The 17,087-nt window shown below is 45.5% G+C and carries 19 protein-coding genes; 10 read left to right on the plus strand and 9 right to left on the minus strand.

The genetic code is table 11. The features are described from left to right. Positions 1-72: 72 nt before the first annotated feature. On the minus strand, positions 73-1,032 hold the full coding sequence (gene ttcA, locus DBY95_RS01910) for a tRNA 2-thiocytidine(32) synthetase TtcA (RefSeq protein ID WP_004519719.1): 960 nt from the start codon (positions 1,030-1,032) through the stop codon (positions 73-75). A 128-nt stretch (positions 1,033-1,160) separates the two neighbouring features. After that, a complete protein-coding gene (locus DBY95_RS01915; protein WP_003683286.1) occupies positions 1,161-1,514 on the minus strand; it encodes a RidA family protein in 354 nt (117 codons plus the stop codon). A 99-nt stretch (positions 1,515-1,613) separates the two neighbouring features. Between DBY95_RS01915 and ybaK the strand changes: the two genes are divergently transcribed. From ybaK to hemB, 5 genes are all read left to right on the plus strand, one after another. Then, positions 1,614-2,099, plus strand: a complete 486-nt coding sequence (gene ybaK / locus DBY95_RS01920) for a Cys-tRNA(Pro) deacylase (protein ID WP_107723190.1) — start codon at positions 1,614-1,616, stop codon at positions 2,097-2,099. 15 nt (positions 2,100-2,114) lie between these two features. Then, complete coding sequence (locus tag DBY95_RS01925; protein ID WP_107723191.1) at positions 2,115-2,702, plus strand: DnaJ domain-containing protein; 588 nt, start codon at positions 2,115-2,117, stop codon at positions 2,700-2,702. Between the two features lie 3 nt (positions 2,703-2,705). Then, positions 2,706-3,578, plus strand: a complete 873-nt coding sequence (locus DBY95_RS01930; protein WP_107723192.1) for a DMT family transporter — start codon at positions 2,706-2,708, stop codon at positions 3,576-3,578. A gap of 160 nt (positions 3,579-3,738) precedes the next feature. Beyond that, positions 3,739-4,449, plus strand: a complete 711-nt coding sequence (locus tag DBY95_RS01935) for a DUF6973 domain-containing protein (protein WP_107723193.1) — start codon at positions 3,739-3,741, stop codon at positions 4,447-4,449. 32 nt (positions 4,450-4,481) lie between these two features. Then, positions 4,482-5,483: a porphobilinogen synthase gene (gene hemB, locus DBY95_RS01940; RefSeq protein ID WP_107723194.1), complete on the plus strand. Its 1,002-nt coding sequence runs from the start codon at positions 4,482-4,484 to the stop codon at positions 5,481-5,483. Positions 5,484-5,676: 193 nt separating this feature from the next. On the opposite strand, the gene DBY95_RS01945 is transcribed toward hemB, so the two are convergent. The 7 genes from DBY95_RS01945 to DBY95_RS01975 form a co-directional block, all read right to left on the minus strand. Then, the gene (locus tag DBY95_RS01945) at positions 5,677-6,207 is read right to left on the minus strand and encodes a hypothetical protein (RefSeq protein ID WP_107723195.1); all 531 of its coding nucleotides are present in this window, start codon (positions 6,205-6,207) and stop codon (positions 5,677-5,679) included. Between the two features lie 302 nt (positions 6,208-6,509). Beyond that, positions 6,510-7,034 carry a hypothetical protein gene (locus tag DBY95_RS01950; RefSeq protein ID WP_107723196.1) on the minus strand — a complete coding sequence of 175 codons (525 nt, stop codon included), beginning with the start codon at positions 7,032-7,034 and terminating at the stop codon, positions 6,510-6,512. Between the two features lie 9 nt (positions 7,035-7,043). Next, positions 7,044-8,303: a lipase gene (locus tag DBY95_RS01955; RefSeq protein WP_107723197.1), complete on the minus strand. Its 1,260-nt coding sequence runs from the start codon at positions 8,301-8,303 to the stop codon at positions 7,044-7,046. Next, complete coding sequence (locus DBY95_RS01960) at positions 8,300-8,953, minus strand: hypothetical protein (protein WP_107723198.1); 654 nt, start codon at positions 8,951-8,953, stop codon at positions 8,300-8,302. The genes DBY95_RS01955 and DBY95_RS01960 overlap by 4 nt, the downstream gene beginning before the upstream one ends. 325 nt (positions 8,954-9,278) lie before the next feature. Beyond that, the gene (lipA, locus tag DBY95_RS01965; protein WP_003683323.1) at positions 9,279-10,262 is read right to left on the minus strand and encodes a lipoyl synthase; all 984 of its coding nucleotides are present in this window, start codon (positions 10,260-10,262) and stop codon (positions 9,279-9,281) included. A 129-nt stretch (positions 10,263-10,391) separates the two neighbouring features. Continuing rightward, positions 10,392-10,994, minus strand: a complete 603-nt coding sequence (gene lipB, locus DBY95_RS01970) for a lipoyl(octanoyl) transferase LipB (protein WP_049352317.1) — start codon at positions 10,992-10,994, stop codon at positions 10,392-10,394. After that, complete coding sequence (locus DBY95_RS01975) at positions 10,994-11,269, minus strand: HP0495 family protein (protein ID WP_049328369.1); 276 nt, start codon at positions 11,267-11,269, stop codon at positions 10,994-10,996. Before DBY95_RS01975 ends, lipB begins: the two co-directional genes overlap by 1 nt. Before the next feature lie 212 nt (positions 11,270-11,481). Between DBY95_RS01975 and lon the strand changes: the two genes are divergently transcribed. The 5 genes from lon to DBY95_RS02000 all read left to right on the plus strand — a co-directional run bounded on the left by lon (position 11,482) and on the right by DBY95_RS02000 (position 17,038). Next, positions 11,482-13,941: an endopeptidase La gene (lon, locus tag DBY95_RS01980; protein WP_107723199.1), complete on the plus strand. Its 2,460-nt coding sequence runs from the start codon at positions 11,482-11,484 to the stop codon at positions 13,939-13,941. Positions 13,942-14,126: 185 nt separating this feature from the next. Further along, the gene (locus DBY95_RS01985) at positions 14,127-14,396 is read left to right on the plus strand and encodes an HU family DNA-binding protein (protein WP_003683413.1); all 270 of its coding nucleotides are present in this window, start codon (positions 14,127-14,129) and stop codon (positions 14,394-14,396) included. A gap of 351 nt (positions 14,397-14,747) precedes the next feature. After that, on the plus strand, positions 14,748-15,017 hold the full coding sequence (locus DBY95_RS01990) for a FeoA family protein (protein WP_003746882.1): 270 nt from the start codon (positions 14,748-14,750) through the stop codon (positions 15,015-15,017). Between the two features lie 27 nt (positions 15,018-15,044). Then, complete coding sequence (feoB, locus tag DBY95_RS01995; RefSeq protein WP_070646101.1) at positions 15,045-16,913, plus strand: ferrous iron transporter B; 1,869 nt, start codon at positions 15,045-15,047, stop codon at positions 16,911-16,913. Further along, the gene (locus tag DBY95_RS02000; protein ID WP_003683546.1) at positions 16,910-17,038 is read left to right on the plus strand and encodes a FeoB-associated Cys-rich membrane protein; all 129 of its coding nucleotides are present in this window, start codon (positions 16,910-16,912) and stop codon (positions 17,036-17,038) included. The genes feoB and DBY95_RS02000 overlap by 4 nt, the downstream gene beginning before the upstream one ends. Positions 17,039-17,087 lie beyond the last annotated feature (49 nt).

Raw genomic sequence — 17,087 nt, forward strand, 5'->3', positions numbered from 1 at the left:
ATTTTAAATATGAATATTCAGACGGCCTTTCGGTAAATAGCTACCGAAAGGCCGTCTGAAAATTAAATGGAATTATAAACCGCAGGTTTTAGGTTTGTTTGCCAGAATATTGATGACTTTGCGTTCGGCTTTTTGCGGCTCGATTTTGATTTCGCTTTCGTCTTCTTCGCTACCGTCGGAGAAACGTTCCGGCATTTTTTCGCTGTCAAACGCTAAGTCGCCACCATGTTTCAGGCTCTGACCGCGTTCCAAGCCGACAAAGTCAAAGAGTTCGGTATCGGCCAAATGCGATGGAACAACGTTTTGCAGGGCGGAGAACATCGATTCGATACGGCCGGGGAAGCGTTTGTCCCAATCGCGCAGCATGTCGCCGATGACTTGGCGTTGCAGGTTGGGCTGAGAGCCACAGAGGTTGCATGGAATAATTGGGAATTGCTTCAGCTCGGCGTATTTGATCAAGTCCTTCTCTTTGACATACGCCAGAGGACGGATGACAATGTGTTCGCCATTGTCGCTCACTAGCTTGGGCGGCATGGCTTTGAGTTTGCCGCCGTAAAACATATTCAGGAACATGGTAGCGAGGATGTCGTCGCGGTGGTGTCCCAAGGCGATTTTGGTGCAGCCCAATTCTTTTGCGGTGCGGTAGAGGATGCCGCGGCGCAGGCGGCTGCACAGCGAACAAGTCGTTTTGCCTTCGTCCAATACGCGTTTAACGGTGGAGTAGGTGTCTTCTTCAACGATTTTGTAGGGAACGCCGATGCTTTCGAGATAGGTCGGCAATACTTCTTCAGGGAAGCCCGGCTGTTTTTGGTCGAGATTGACGGCGACCAGTTCAAAATCAATCGGCGCACTGGCTTGAAGCTGGCGCAGAATGTCTAAAAGGGCGTAGCTGTCTTTGCCGCCGGAAAGGCAGACCATGATTTTGTCGCCCGGTTCGATCATGTTGAAATCGTTAATGGCATCGCCGACGGCGTGGCGCAGGCGTTTGCTGAGTTTGTTGTTTTCTAATTCTTGCTTGGTTTTTTTGGACATGGCTGTTTGTGCTTTGAAATAATAGAAAAATTTAAGGGCGGTATTGTACCGCAAAAGAATAAAGGCCGTCTGAAAAACTGCGCTTACTTGGTTGAAGCTGCGTTTTCAGACGGCCTGAGGATTGTGTTTTATTTGATTTGAAGGGCGGTGATTTTGATTTCAACCTTCCAGTCGGGCGAAGCCAGTTTCGCTTCCACGCAGGCGCGGGCCGGAGCGCGTTCAGGGGCTGTCCATGCATCCCAGGCTTCGTTCATGGCGGCGTAGTCGTTCATATCGGGCAGATAGATGGTGGCTTCTAAAATATGGGCTTTATCGGATTGGCATTGCGCGAGCCACGAATCGATTTGCGCCAAAACATTTTCAGTCTGCGCTTTGGCATCGGCTTCAGGATTTTCCGGAACCATGCCGGAGAGGAAAACCAAGCCGTTGGCTACGACGGCTTCTGAATAGCGTTTGCTTGCACCAAGATAGCGGATGTCCATGTTGTCTCCTGATTTCAAAAAGAAGGTATGGTAACATTGCGACTGTTTACGTTCCACATTTAAGAGGGGCCGTCTGAAAAGGATGGCAGAAAACAACCCATGAGTAAAGCAGAATATCCGGTTACGCAGGCAGTGCGCTTTTTACGCAGTAAGAAAATCGATTTTGTCCCTTATGTTTATGCGTATGAAGAACATGGCGGTACAGCGCGTTTTGCCGAATGTACGGGCAAGCCCGAGCATCAAGTCATCAAAACGATTGTCTTGCAGGATGAGCATAAAAAAGGCTTGGTTGTTTTAATGCATGGCGACAAACATATTTCCACCCGCAATCTGGCGCGCGAACTGGGCTTGAAACACATCGAGCCGGCAACGGCGGATCAGGCAGCGAAATGGACAGGATATTTGGTCGGTGGGACGTCTCCGTTCGGTATGAAAACCGCGTTGCCGGTTTATGTGGAAGAAAGCATTTGGGTTTTAGACGAGATTTTTATCAATGGCGGAAAACGTGGGTTTATCGTAGGCATGAAGCCTGAAAACCTGCGGACGCTTAATCCGCAAGATGTTCATGTTGCAGTGGACGCGTAAAGGAGGGGAATATAGATGGAACAAGTGAATTTATACGAAATCTTGGGTGTGTCTCAGGATGCTGATATCAACCTTATCCGCGAGGCTTATGGCAAATTGGTGACCAATCCGGATATTCAGAAAGATGCGGAGCGTTTCAAAGCCATCGGACAGGCGTTTGAAGTATTGTCTCATCCGGAAAAACGTTTGGCTTATGATGCGGCTATGCAGTACGAACGTCAGGAAGTTAAAGACAACAGCTTCAATGATACAGCGACAAATGTGGTCAACACGCCCAGCTCTGACGTAAAAAACTATGTTTTTATTGCTTATGTTACATATGCTGTGGGCTTATTGATTTTGTTTACCCCCGTTGTCGGTGTGATTATGGCGTATGTTAAACGCGATGAGGCTCAAGGCAGTATTTACGCCAGTCATATCGATTATTTGATTAAGACATTTTGGGTGTCTTTAGTGGGTACGGTTTTGGGAACTTTTACTACACTGATCTTAATTGGTTGGCTGATTTTGTTGGTAACTGCCATTTGGTTTATTTACCGTGTAGTCATCGGACTGATTAAACTGAATGAAGATAAGCCCATCTCCACTCAAGGATGGTTTTAAAGCATGGCATATTTATTGGCAAGTATCGTTTGCAGCGTGTTGGTGTCCGTATTGCTGAAAGTGGCGCGCAAGCAAAAAATCAATATCGAGCAGGCGGTGGCGGTGAACTATATCGTTGCCGTCACTTTGACCATGCTGGTGTTAAAGCCTGATTTGAGCAATCCGCAGGTATTTTTACCGACGTGGTGGCTTTTTGCGGCCTTGGGTATTTTGCTGCCAACCGTGTTTGTCATTATGGGCAAATCGGTAGATGCGGCAGGTATCGTCAAATCAGACGCAGCACAACGCTTATCGCTGTTTCTGCCGATTGTCGCTTCATTCATGCTTTTCCATGAGCAGTTGACTGAAGACCGTCTGATTGGTTTGGTATTGGCATTTACGGCACTGTTTTTCTTACTTTGGAAAAGCGATGGCGGCAAGAAATCCGGCGGCCTCAGTACGCAAGTGATGCTGCTTTTGGGCGTTTGGTGCGGCTACGGCGTCATCGATATTTTGTTCAAACAAGTGGCGAAAAGCGGTACCGCGTTTGCCGGTAATTTGCTGGTGGCGTTTTGTTTGGCTGGTATCTTGATGTTTGGCTACCTGTTTGCCAAAGGAAGCAAATGGACCAAAGAGGGCATCTTGGGCGGTATGATTTTAGGCTGCCTGAATTTTTTGAATATTGTTACCTACATTTCGGCACACCAAATCATGAAGGATAATCCGACTTTGGTTTTTGCCGGTATGAATATTGGCGTGATTGTTTTGGGTACGCTGATTGGTGCGGCAATGTTTAAAGAAAAAATCAGCAGCATTAATGCAGCTGGTATCAGTATTGCTATTTGCTCGATAGCCTGTCTGTTTTATTGGCCGCAAATTCGAAGCTTGGTAGGTTAAAAATACTTATGCCGTCTGAAAATTTTCAGACGGCCTTATTTTTATTATAAAATAGCCATTCATGCGCCGATTTGGCCGTATGGGAATTATTTTGCGCTTACGGGCGTTTCTATGTTAAACAAAGAAGTTGAACTCACACAATAATATCGATAGTTACATCATGAAACATATTAAAAAACACATTCAATACGCCGTTTTCGGCATGCTGGTATTGTCCGGTTGCCAATCGTATCAGGAAGATCAAAGCCGCCGCAGTAAAATGGCACAATTTGCGCTTAACCATCCCGTAGCCGCCCAAGTTATCGGCATGGAAGACGAAGGCTTAATCAATATGACCAGTAATGCCACACGCTTTGCCGAGCGTACAGGTTTGGACGACAAAGCAAACGGCGACAGCAGGGGAACACAGGTCAATGCCGTACGCCAAGCATTATGGCAGGCGGCGATTGCTTCTAAATTCGACAGCATTATTGCCGAAAAAGCAGGTAATGCGCGCCTGACGGATATGGAGTTGCGAGAAGGTAAAGACGACTACTTCAGCCGTTACCTTGCCGACCAGGCAGTCGATCAGCGAAACAACCGTATCGGCCGCAGTATCGGCAGTGCCAAACCCGACAGCGATATGAAGACGCTGGCGGCAAGCATTTTGTTCTACTACAACAAAGTAGGCTTATGGACGGCTTCCGAAGTGAACAACCGTTGGCGCATCAAACAGGAAAAACTTTCAGACGGCCAATATGCCGAGGCATTGAAAAATATCGCCAAATTGGATCAAAACGGCATGACCGAGCAGGAACGTAATAGTTATAAAACCGGTACGCTCAGCGAAATCAAACGTTCGGTCAAAGCCATACGTCAAGTCGAAGACTGATTTTAAGACTTCATTATTGAAAGGCAATTGTTATGAATTTCCCTCCGCGTTATGTCTCAAACACCCGTATGCGCCGTATGCGTAAAGACGATTTTTCACGTCGTCTGATGCGCGAGCATACTTTGACGGCAGATGATTTAATCTATCCAGTTTTTGTATTGGAAGGCCAGAATCAGGAAGAGGCAGTCCCATCCATGCCGGGTGTCAAACGCCAAAGTTTGGACAAATTGTTGTTTACCGCTGAAGAAGCACTGAAGCTCGGCATTCCTATGCTGGCTTTGTTTCCTGTGGTAACGCAAAACAAAACCGAGTTTGCGGAGGAAGCTTATAACCCTGAAGGCTTGGTGCCGACAGTGGTACGAACCCTGCGCGAGAAATTCCCAGAGCTGGGTATCATGACCGACGTTGCCTTGGATCCCTATACCATTCACGGCCAAGACGGTTTAACCGATGAAAATGGCTATGTCCTCAACGATGAAACCATTGAAGTTTTGGTAAAACAGGCTTTGTGTCATGCCGATGCAGGCGCACAAGTCATTGCCCCATCCGACATGATGGACGGACGTATTCTTGCCATCCGCGAAGCCTTAGAAGATGCCGGACATATCCATGCGCGCATCATGGCGTATTCGGCAAAATATGCTTCAGCATTCTACGGCCCGTTCCGCGATGCTGTCGGCAGCTCCGGCAATTTGGGTAAGGCAGACAAGAAAACCTACCAAATGGATCCTGCAAACACTAACGAAGCCTTGCACGAAGTAGCATTGGATATTCAAGAGGGCGCAGACATGGTAATGGTAAAACCGGGTCTGCCGTATCTGGATGTTGTCCGCCGAGTTAAAGACGAGTTCGGCGTACCGACTTATGCTTACCAAGTTTCCGGCGAATATGCCATGCTTCAGGCTGCCATTCAAAACGGTTGGCTGGATGGCGAAAAAACCATTTTGGAAAGCCTGTTGGCATTCAAACGCGCCGGTGCTGATGGTATTTTAACTTACTATGCGATTGAAGCGGCAAAATTGTTGAAGAAGTAAAATAAAGAAATAAATCAAAAAGCGGCAAACAGTGTTTATCCTGTTTAGCCGCTTTTTTGTATTACTTAAGATTGGCTCAATCATTATATTTCAGACGGCCTTGATACGGAAAAATGTATAGTTATTAATAGATTAATTGAAATCTAAGTTACTGAATTTCAAATTATGCAATTTTGAAATTTATGGTTTGTTTTTAATAATATCGTCTGATACTTAAGGCTTCCAATACGTTTTCAAGCAACGGCATGGTAACGAACGACAGTATTAATGAAGATACGATGCTTATCAGAATAATCTTATTTAAAAATTGAGCATATTGAGTTTTTGTAAAAGCCAAAGCCACAGCAATAATGAAATACAGTAATGTCATGAAAGGTGGGAACGCCAAGTAGTAAAAAGCAGCACCGCATATCACGCCGGATAGGACGATTTTGCTTAATTTGGACAGTTTCTCAAACTCAAGAGGAACGATAACTATTGAAAGCACAAATGGTTTAAAAAATAGATAATTCATTTGTGTAAATAGTGGATCAAATGCCCAATATTCTTTTATGCGGACGTATTTCAAAAAAATAAAGGTCTGTAGGAATATGGATAGTAATACACCATAGAAAATAACTTGTTTTTCAAGCTGCTTCTTAGAGTAGAATCCAGCAAGCCTGATAAAGGCAATGACAGCTGCAACTAAGCATAGACCCATTAGGAGGAAAAGGATAAATCCCATTTTTTTCTCAATTCATTATAAATATCGGTGGATTGAATTTTTAGTTTTCTTTAGAGCCTGACTAAGGTTTATTTTTTGAAAATCTAAAAAAATCTTGTATAGTAATTTTGACCAAATAAAGGTCGTCTGAAAAATAGCCTACTGATTTTTCAGACTAAGTAGCCTAGAAGGTGATCCGAATGTCCAATTATCGAATATTCAAGGAGGAAAAGGGGAAATAAAGGGGAGATTTGGAACAAAAACAGCTGAAATCCTGTATTTGGATCTCAGCTGTTGGGTAGAGTTTTTGCCCAGGCATAGACTTATTGATCCAATCGGATTGACTTACCTTTTATTCTGGTGCAAATACCTCCATCCTCTCCACATCGCATCAGTTTACCATTATCAATAGCTTTATTAATTTCCTCAACCCATTCTATACGTTTTATCTGGGTATTAGCCAGTTGAATAGAATAAACTATTGTACCTAAACATAATAGAGCAGTTAGGCAAAATAGAGTGATTGATGCTATTACCAAATATTTTAAATTTTTAGCTGATTGCTGCTGCTGTTTTTCAATTTCACGAGAATTTTCGAGCAACCATCTTCCACTTGTCTCCATCCTTTCGGTAAATTTATCTACTGACTGATTTAAACCACGATGTACTTCTTCTGCGGCTGTTTGCTTAATTGTATCTGCTGAGCGGTTCAAATCGGTAGTTGCTGTATTCAATTCTTGGAATGCTTGTGAAATTAATAGTTCAGCATTTTTTGCCCGCTTTTCTGTTTGCCCAGCTAAAGCAATAATATTATCAGTCAGATAATCAATTTTTTGGTCCAGATCCATATGCTTTCCTTAGCTTCGGGATATACCTGAAGCCCTTGATTGCTCTTCAGCCAATCTCATACTTTCCTGCTCCTGAAACATTTTTTCCGTATTTTGTTGTAAACCTCGATTAATGTTGGAAGCAAGTAGACTGTCTAGCGAATGTTGCATTGTTTTGTCGTCTGCTAATAATGCTGCAAAACCGTATTCACGGAATTCTTTAGAGGAAGCATTTGAAGCTAAAGGTTTGCTAAGATCAAGTTTATTTGCATCAGCATAAATAGTTTTATCGCTATGAGGATGTTTACCCTTATCTTGCATAAGATGCATTGACCGACTATCGAATATAGATTTTGGAGTAGGCGCACTATTAATAAACTCCTTAATCTTTTCCTGATCTCTATCAAATTTTTCTGTCATGTTACGTATGATTTTCATTTTTTCGAAAAGATTGGCATTCGCAAAACTGGCTGCAGCAAATAAAGTTTTTGCGGTAGCTACATCACCTCGATAGTCTGAAATCATAAATTTATTTGCTTCCGCTAGTTGGCGAGCACGAGTGTAATTATGTTCAGAAAGGATCGAATCTTTACCCACAAAATGATCAGATGAGTGAGCTTTATATGATCTTGCTGCTGCAGTCACCGCATGGTAAGCAGACGTATTGCTTTTATTGTTATAGCCAGATTTTTTTAATGGGGCAAGGTCGTCTTGTTCGGCTAGAATGATAACTTTGCCGTAATGCGGATTAGCAGAAGAGACGGCATCTGCGGCTTTAACGTAATTGATCACATCACCATTACCCTGTCGTACACCATGCATACGGACAGCGCCATATGCATTAAAGGTTACTCCTTCATGGCCAAAGCGGTATGTTTGAATTTGAACGTGTGTCCCACCGAGTGAGTGTCCGGTATGAGTAACAGAAGGTTTGGGTAGATATGGGTTTTTACTATGAAATTCTTCTGCTTTTGAAATAGCCATGCGTGTTAGTTTTTCTGCATCGGCTGATTGATTATTCATACTTCGGGTAACCATTTTTAAGTCTGTATACCCATCACTCAAATCCTTAAGACTGATCGCGGTTCCTCTATGGGCAGCGATAAAGTCATTGGTACGGACATCTTGATATACAGCACCATAATATCCAGTTTTCGGATTATTCCATACAGCAGCCACTTTATATTCATTACCTCCGATTCTAATAGTTTCATTTCCTTTGGTAACGGAGCGTGTGATATAAGCATCTACAGCCAAATCGGCATGTTGTTGTCTAGTAATTTTACTCATGGTTGAATTTCCTCCAGAGAGACAGTAATACTGAACATTTCTTTATGTTTTTCTGCATCATACAGTTCAGGTGACACTATGCCATAATGAACAGAATCAGTATAAAGAGTACCATCTTCTTTTTTTGAAAAGGGATATGTCCATTTCCAGTAATATTGTGTCAGTGTTTTTTTACTCAGTAGCTTTTCCAATATATCGCTAAAATTGAATCTAGTTTCTTCCGGTTTACCCGTTGCTGATAGTGAAAAACCAAATCCTTCAGGGTTCCAATGACAAACTCCGTCGCCAAAGTAGTCTTCATTTAAAACAGCATCTGCATATACAATGGATTCATATTCAAACTCATTGATTTGATGGATATCAAACTGTACATTTTTTTCAGGATGGGCGGGAGCTCCTTCAATTTTATTGATAATGTATGTACAATCCTCAGCTTTATAGCCAACACCCATCTTTCCCATGAGTTTTAAGGGGCCTGGAGCATCATTAATTTTAATTTTGAGGCGGTATGCCTGTTTAGGCTGAGGATTTAAATGAAATTTGGCTTCTGTCTCTTGTTGAATACTCATACTGTTCTCCGAATTACTACAAGCACTTATGCTGGAAATTGAAAGCAGGGTTGCAGTCAATAATACGGTCATCGGTTTCATTAGGTTGTCCTATTAGAATAGAGAGGATAGTCCGAAGACTGGTGCAGATGGCTTTTTATTTTACACGAATAAACTAGTGAATCAACATATTAATCATTTTGGACATTTCTTTATCGTTAGGAGAAGGCATTTTTAAGAAGCCTTTGATGGGAAATTATTGTTTTGTAGACACACTTGTTTATAATGATAGGTTCATCGAGTATAGATAAAATGCTGATACCTTGATAAAACAGCCTTTTCCTATCAATAGCCGGCACTCAAACAAAGTTTTGGGCTATTGATAGGAAAAGGCTGTTTTATCAAGGTATTAACTATTTACTACGTCTTAGTGGTGGCTACACCCGCCGTGGGTTTCACGCAAAGCTTCTGCTGCTTGCTCGTCTGCATGGTAGCTGGAGCGAACCATTGCGCCGATGGCGGCATTGGTAAAGCCCAATTCATATGCTTCTTTTTCAAAAACTTTGAATTGGTCGGGCGTTACATAGCGCAAGACGGGCAGGTGGCCGTCTGAAGGTTGCAGATATTGGCCGATGGTAATCATTTCGATATTGTTGGCACGCATATCGCGCATGATTTCGCGCACGTCCTCGTCTGTTTCGCCCAAGCCGACCATGATGCCGGATTTGGTCGGGATATGTGGCATCATTTCTTTGTAGCGGCGCAGAAGCTCGAGGGAGTGTTGGTAGTTGGCACCCGGACGGGCTTTTTTATACAGGCTTGGATGGGTTTCCAAGTTGTGGTTCATCACATCGGGCGGTGTTTCTGCCAAGATTTCCAGTGCGATGTCCAGACGGCCGCGGAAATCGGGAACAAGGATTTCGATTTTGGTATTCGGGCTGGTTTCGCGGATGGCTTTGATGCAGTCGGCGAAATGTTGTGCGCCGCCATCACGCAGGTCGTCACGGTCGACGGAAGTGATCACGACATAGCGCAGGTTCATGGACTTGACGGATTCGGCCAAGTGTTTAGGCTCGTCAGGATCCAACATGTTGGGGCGGCCATGGCCAACGTCACAGAATGGGCAGCGTCGGGTACAAATATCGCCCATAATCATGAATGTGGCCGTACCCTTGGTAAAGCATTCGCTGATATTTGGACAAGATGCTTCTTCGCATACAGTATGCATTTTTTGTTCGCGAAGAATGTTTTTGATTTCAAAGAATTTCTTGCCCGGTAATTTGGCACGGATCCATTCGGGCTTTTTCAATTTTTGTTCCAATGGAACAACTTTAATCGGAATGCGTGCAGTTTTATCTGCGCCTTTCAGTTTGATGCCGCGTTTTGGGTCGTTTTTTACTTCTTCACTCATGGTGATGTGTTCTTTCTGTCGTTATAAAGGCCGTCTGAAAAGCTGATTGCGGCCTTTATAGCCTAAGGGCTTGTGGGTTCAGAGGGGCAGTTAAAAGATGGTGTTGGAGCTGAATATTTTCAGACGGCCTTATGCCAGCTCTTTTTGTAAATGCTTGGTCAGTTTGTCTGAAACTTCTGCCAAACTGGGTGCCGGAGAGACGTAGTCGGCAATTTGGGTCATTTCCATACCGGCATAACCGCAGGGGTTGATATGGGTAAACGGACTTAAATCCATGTTCACGTTAAGCGCCAAGCCGTGGTAAACGGAGCCGTCTTTGATACGCAGGCCCAGGGAAGCGATTTTACGCTCGCCGACATAAACGCCGGGGCGTTTGGGATCGGCTGCTGCTTCGATGCCGTATTCTGCCAAGGTGGCGATGATGCTGTTTTCAAGTGCGGAAACAATATGGCGCACACTGGTCTTACGGCGTTTGAAATTGATCATCGTATAGACGACCAGTTGGCCGGGGCCGTGATAAGTAATTTGACCACCTCTGTCAATTTGGACAACGGGTATATCGTCGCGGATGAGGAGGTGTTCGGGTTTTCCGGCCAAGCCCTGGGTGAATACGGGCGGATGTTCGACCACCCATAATTCGTCTTCGGTGTTTTCGTCACGCGAGGCATTAAATGCCTTCATGGCTTCGAAAGTCGGCAGGTAATCGACCAAGCCTTTGTGCACGATTTTCATTACAGCACCACTTTTACCAATTCGTGTGAAGTCAGGTCGCGGTAGATATTGTCGAGCTGCTCTTGGTTGTCGACATTTACTTTGACGGTTGCGCTGGTGTAGTTGCCTTTGCTGCTTGGGCGCGTAGTAATGTGGTGCGGCTCGGTATCGGGAGCATGTTTGCGCACAGTTTCCAAGATGGCGGATTCAAATTCCGGATGAACCGCGCCCATGACTTTTACAGGAAAGGTGCAAGGGAATTCAATTAATGATTTTTTTTCAGTTGAGTCTGTCATGGTTTACTACCTTGTTTGGTTAGCCAGGGCCGTCTGAAAAGTTTTCAGACGGCCCAAAATCCGATATATTTTATCGTAAACGTCCATATCGGGCTATAAAAATGATGTTTTCGAAAATAGGTGCGGATAAGCTGTTTTCAAGTCTTGAAATGCAGCGCTTCAGCCCAATTTTGAGCTACATTCTGATTTAACAATGATTGAGATTTCTAACTATGCCGACAAAAGACAAATATTTCGAGGAATACAGTGCGCTGGCTACCTTGCCTTTACGCGATGTCGTGGTATATCCGCATATGGTATTGCCGCTGTTCGTCGGTCGTCCTAAATCGATTGCAGCCCTTGAGGCGGCAATGGCTAATGATGATCCGGTTTTCCTGTTGGCTCAGCTTGACCCTAATACAGAAGACCCTAAAGCTGAAGATTTGCACCAAACTGGTACTGTCGCCCAAGTTTTGCAGGTTTTGAAGCTGCCTGATGGCACCGTTAAAGTGTTGGTAGAAGGTATCCGTCGTGCGCGAGCATTGACGGTTGATGAAACAGGCGGATTGTTTTTGTCCCATGTTGAGGCGATTGATGAGAATAGCGACAAGGACAATCCTGAAATTGAGGCCTTGCGCCGTACTCTGCTGACTCAATTTGAGCAATATGCGAAATTGAACAAAAAAATCCCTGCCGAAGTCATCAGTACCATCAGCAGTATCGATGACAACAGCCGCCTTGCCGATACTATTGCCGCGCATTTGCAGCTGAAATTGGAGCAGCGTCAATATGTACTGGAAACTGCCGGCATTGTTGACCGTTTGGAATTTCTGCTGGCTCAGTTGGAAGCCGAACTCGACATCATGCAGGTCGAGAAGCGCATTCGTGGCCGTGTGAAACGCCAAATGGAAAAATCCCAACGCGAGTATTACTTGAATGAGCAAGTAAAAGCGATTCAGAAAGAGTTGGGCGAAGAAGACGAACGCGGCGAGCTGGACGCATTGGAAGCAAAAATCAAAGAAGCAGGCATGAGCAAAGATGCTGAAGAAAAATGTCTGTCTGAATTGAAAAAACTGAAAATGATGCCGCCGATGTCTGCGGAATCTACCGTCGTGCGCAACTATATTGATACTTTGCTTGAGTTGCCGTGGAAGAAAAAATCCCGTGTCAGCAAAGATATTGCCAAGGCTGATTTGATTTTGAATGCTGACCACTATGGTTTGGAAAAAGTCAAAGAGCGCATTTTGGAATATTTGGCTGTTCAAAAACGTATGGACAAGCTCAAAGGCCCGATTTTATGTCTGGTTGGCCCTCCGGGCGTGGGTAAAACTTCCTTGGGTGAGTCGATTGCCAAAGCCACAGGTCGCCAATATGTGCGTATGGCCTTGGGCGGCGTGAGTGACGAAAGCGAAATCCGCGGCCACCGCCGTACCTATATCGGCTCTATGCCGGGCAAAATCCTGCAAAACATGGCGAAAGCGGGTGTGAAAAATCCATTGTTCCTGCTGGATGAAATCGACAAGATGGGTAGCGATTTCCGCGGTGATCCGGCCAGTGCATTGCTTGAAGTGCTGGATCCTGAGCAAAACAACAAGTTCGCCGACCACTATGCCGAAGTCGATTATGATTTGAGCGATGTGATGTTTATTGCCACTTCAAATAGCTTGAATATCCCGACTCCGCTGCTTGACCGTATGGAAATTATCCGTCTGTCCGGTTATACAGAAGACGAAAAAATCAATATCGCCATGCAATACCTTGTGCCGAAACAAATGAAGCGCAATGGTGTGAAAGAGGGCGAGTTGGTGGTTGATGAAAGTGCAGTGCGCGATATTATCCGTTACTACACCCGTGAGGCCGGTGTCCGCTCGTTGGATCGCGAAATTGCCAAAATCTGCCGTAAAGTGGTGATGCAGGTTACTTTGAATGAGGACAAGAAAAAAGCGTCCAAATCCAAAACAGTAAGCAAGGCCAAACCTAAAGCGATTAAAGTTACTGAAAAAAATCTGCATGACTATCTGGGCGTGCGCCGTTTCGACTATGGTGTGGCCGAAAGTGAAAACCGCATCGGTCAGGTAACCGGTTTGGCTTGGACCGAAGTCGGTGGCGAGTTGTTGACTGTTGAGGCAGTAGCTTTGCCGGGCAAAGGTACGATTCAATGTACCGGCCAACTGGGCGAGGTCATGAAAGAATCGGTATCGGCCGCATGGTCGGTTGTCCGTTCTCGTGCTGAATCAGTGGGTCTGGCTCCTGATTTTTATGAGAAGAAAGACATTCACGTCCATGTACCTGAAGGTGCGACGCCGAAAGACGGTCCGAGCGCAGGTATCGCCATGACTTTGGCGATGGTTTCTGCCTTCACCAAAATTCCGGTGCGTGCAGACGTGGCGATGACCGGCGAAATCACTTTGCGTGGCGAAGTCTTGCCGATTGGCGGTTTGAAAGAAAAACTGCTGGCTGCTTTGCGCGGCGGTATCAAGCATGTATTGATTCCAAAAGACAACGTCAAAGATTTGGAAGAAATCCCTGAAAATGTCAAAACCGGTCTGACTATTCATCCGGTCAAATGGATTGATGAAGTGTTGGCTTTGGGTTTGGAAGCTCAGCCTGAGCAATGGGCGGCTGAATTGGCAGTTGCCGAGACCCCGCAAACTTCTAAGACGAAGTCAAGAACAAAGGCAACCAAGCATTAAGTTGGTCGTCTGATGTTGCAAAAAATGTGGTTTTGCCCTGAATGCCACAAAAATAGGGCAATTCCACATCTTTTACTTGACATGATAATTTCAGAATTGCTATAAAGTGCGTATGTGCTTTAAAAGTGCTTAAGCCCCGAGTATTCGGGCATTTCATCATTTTTTACGATAGGAAGGGACTAATTGTGAACAAGTCTGAATTGATCGAAGCAATTGCTCAAGAAGCCGGCATTTCCAAATCTGCTGCGCAAAAAGCTTTGGATGCTACTACTAATGCCGTAACCAACGCATTGAAAAACGGCGACACTGTTACTCTGGTCGGTTTCGGTACTTTCTACGTCGGCGAACGCGCCGAACGTCAAGGCCGCAACCCAAAAACTGGCGAGCCTTTGACTATTGCTGCTGCTAAAACTCCTAAATTCCGTGCCGGTAAAGCATTGAAAGACGCTCTGTAATTTATAGTCTTTCCCTGAATGGGAATAAAAAACCGATTTGATTCGGTTTTTTATTTTGAAGGCCGTCTGAAACCTTTCAGATGGCCTTTAGTTTGTTGAGTGCATAAAAAGGCTGAAATCCTAATGATAAAAGGATTTTAGCCTTTTTAGTTTATCTTGTTACATTTGATTTTTATATTGATATACCTTATCATTAAGGGAAACAATAACAGTATTCAAAACAAACCGCACTTATCGAAAGAAGGGGCAAATAGCCATTCGTAAACAATCTTTCAAATGTGCTACACATTCATCATACTTCTCACGTTTTTTCAATAATCTATTTTTAAAACAAAAAGAAAAGAGAGACTTATGTCTGCTGTTCCTTTGTCGCGCCTGAAAAAAGGCGCAGTCGTACATATTGATTCCATTGCTCCCAATCCTGTTTTTGGTGATTTGGATACCTTGGTAACCCGTCGTCTTGCAGATTTGGGTTTTTCCAGCGGAATGCCGTTGCAAGTGATTGCAGTGGGTGGTTTTGGGAGAGGCCCGTTTGCGGTACGTTTGGGTAACCAATCTCAATTTTCCCTGCGTTCGGAAGAGGCCGGGAAGATTATGTGTCGTATCGTTGAGGCCGTTTAAGGCCGTCTGAAAGAATAAGGAAAAATGATGGAACTAAGCTATTTTGCCTTGATTGGCGCGCCAAACTGCGGCAAAACCGTTTTGTTCAACGGTTTGACCGGCTCACATGCCAAGGTTGCCAATTATCCGGGCGTAACTGTCGATAAGCGCGAGGGCGCCTTCCTCGACGACGAGGCCGTCCGCATTATCGACCTGCCGGGCACATACAGCCTACGCACGACCAGCCCCGACGAAGCGGTGGCGAAAGATGTAATGGTAGGCAAGATGGGCATTCCGCCCGATGCCATTATTGCCGTTGCCGACGCGACCAACCTGCGTATGACCCTGCGCATGATTTTGGAACTGAAAACGCTGGGACTGCCTATGGTGGTGTCGCTGAATTTGAGCGACGTGGCCCGCAAAAGGGGCTTGAATATCGACGCGGCCAAACTGAGCGAGTTGTTGGATGCACCTGTTTTGGAAACAGTTGCAGTGAGCGCGTCGGGTGTACAGGCTGTACGCGAAGCCGTGGCGAAGCTGCCGCGCAAACGCTCTTTCCCCGCAAACCCCGCCTCTGCCGAACGCACGCTCGATGCGCTGGATAGCGACAAACTTTATCAAGAAGTCGAATCGATTTTGGCACAAGTGGTACGCACCCAGATGACGCTGCCCGCATGGCACAAAAAACTCGACGACATCGTGCTGCACCCCGTCTGGGGCATGATTATGCTGCTGGTCATCCTGTTTATGGTGTTCCAAGCGGTTTACACATGGGCGGCGCCGATTATGGACGCCATCGAAGGTGGCTTTACCGCGCTGGGCGAATGGATAGGCGCCAACATGGAGCCGGGCATCCTCAACGATTTGCTGGTCAACGGCGTCATTGCCGGTTTGGGCAGCGTGTTGGTGTTCCTGCCTCAGATTACGATTTTGTTTGCCTTTATCCTGCTATTGGAAGACTCAGGCTATCTGCCGCGTGCAGCCTTCCTGCTGGATAACATCATGGCAAAAAGCGGTTTGTCCGGCCGTTCGTTTATTCCCCTTTTGTCCAGCTTTGCCTGTGCCGTTCCTGCCGTGATGTCGGCGCGTACCATTAACGACCCGCGCGAACGCCTTGTTACCATCGCGGTTGCGCCGTTGCTGACTTGTTCCGCACGTTTGCCGGTGTATGCGCTGATTATCGCCGCTGTTATTCCTGACCGTACAGTGGGTGGGATTTTCAACCTGCAAGGCCTGACATTGTTTATTCTTTATATCGTAGGCATTCTGTCGGCCGCATTGGCAGCGTATATCATGAAACGCTTGGCGCGGATGAAAGGCAATGTGCAACAATTCCCACTTTTGATGGAATTGCCGACTTTCCGTACGCCTAACTTCAAACACATCATGACCAGCTTGTGGGATAGGGTAAAAGCCTTCCTGAAACGCGCGGGTACCATCATTTTTGCGTTGGCCGTGGTTCTGTGGGGCTTGGTAAGCTGGCCGCAACCGCCTGAAGGCGCAACCGGTGCCGCCATCGATTACAGCTTGGCAGGTACGCTTGGTCATGCTATTCAGCCGTTTTTTGCACCTTTAGGCTTTACTTGGGAAATGTGTATCGCCATGATTCCGGGTATTGCCGCGCGCGAAGTGGTCGTTGCCGCTTTGGGTACTGTTTACGCCGTCAGCGCATCGTCTGAAGATGCAGTACAAAACGCACTGATTCCTATCATACACAACAACTGGGGCTTGCCGACTGCCTTTGCCTTCTTGGCTTGGTATGTGTATGCTCCGATGTGTGCCGCGACTTTGGCCGTGATTAAACGCGAAACCAAATCCACGAAAAATATGCTTATGATTACAGGCTATTTGTTCCTGATGGCTTATTTTGCCGCATTCGTGGTTTACCAAATTTCTTCAAGGATACTATCATCATGACTCAATATATTATCGTCGGCTTGATTATGCTCGCCTGCGTATTCTTCCTCTTGCGAAAATTCGTGTTCAAACCGAAAAAACGCGACTGCAGCAGCGGCTGCGGCAAATGCGGCGGTTGCGGTTAAATAAAGAGGGTTAGGTAAAAGTAAAAGGCCGTCTGAAATGGTTTCAGAC

The organism is Neisseria subflava, from assembly GCF_003044935.1.
In the GTDB taxonomy this organism is placed as follows: domain Bacteria; phylum Pseudomonadota; class Gammaproteobacteria; order Burkholderiales; family Neisseriaceae; genus Neisseria; species Neisseria subflava_E.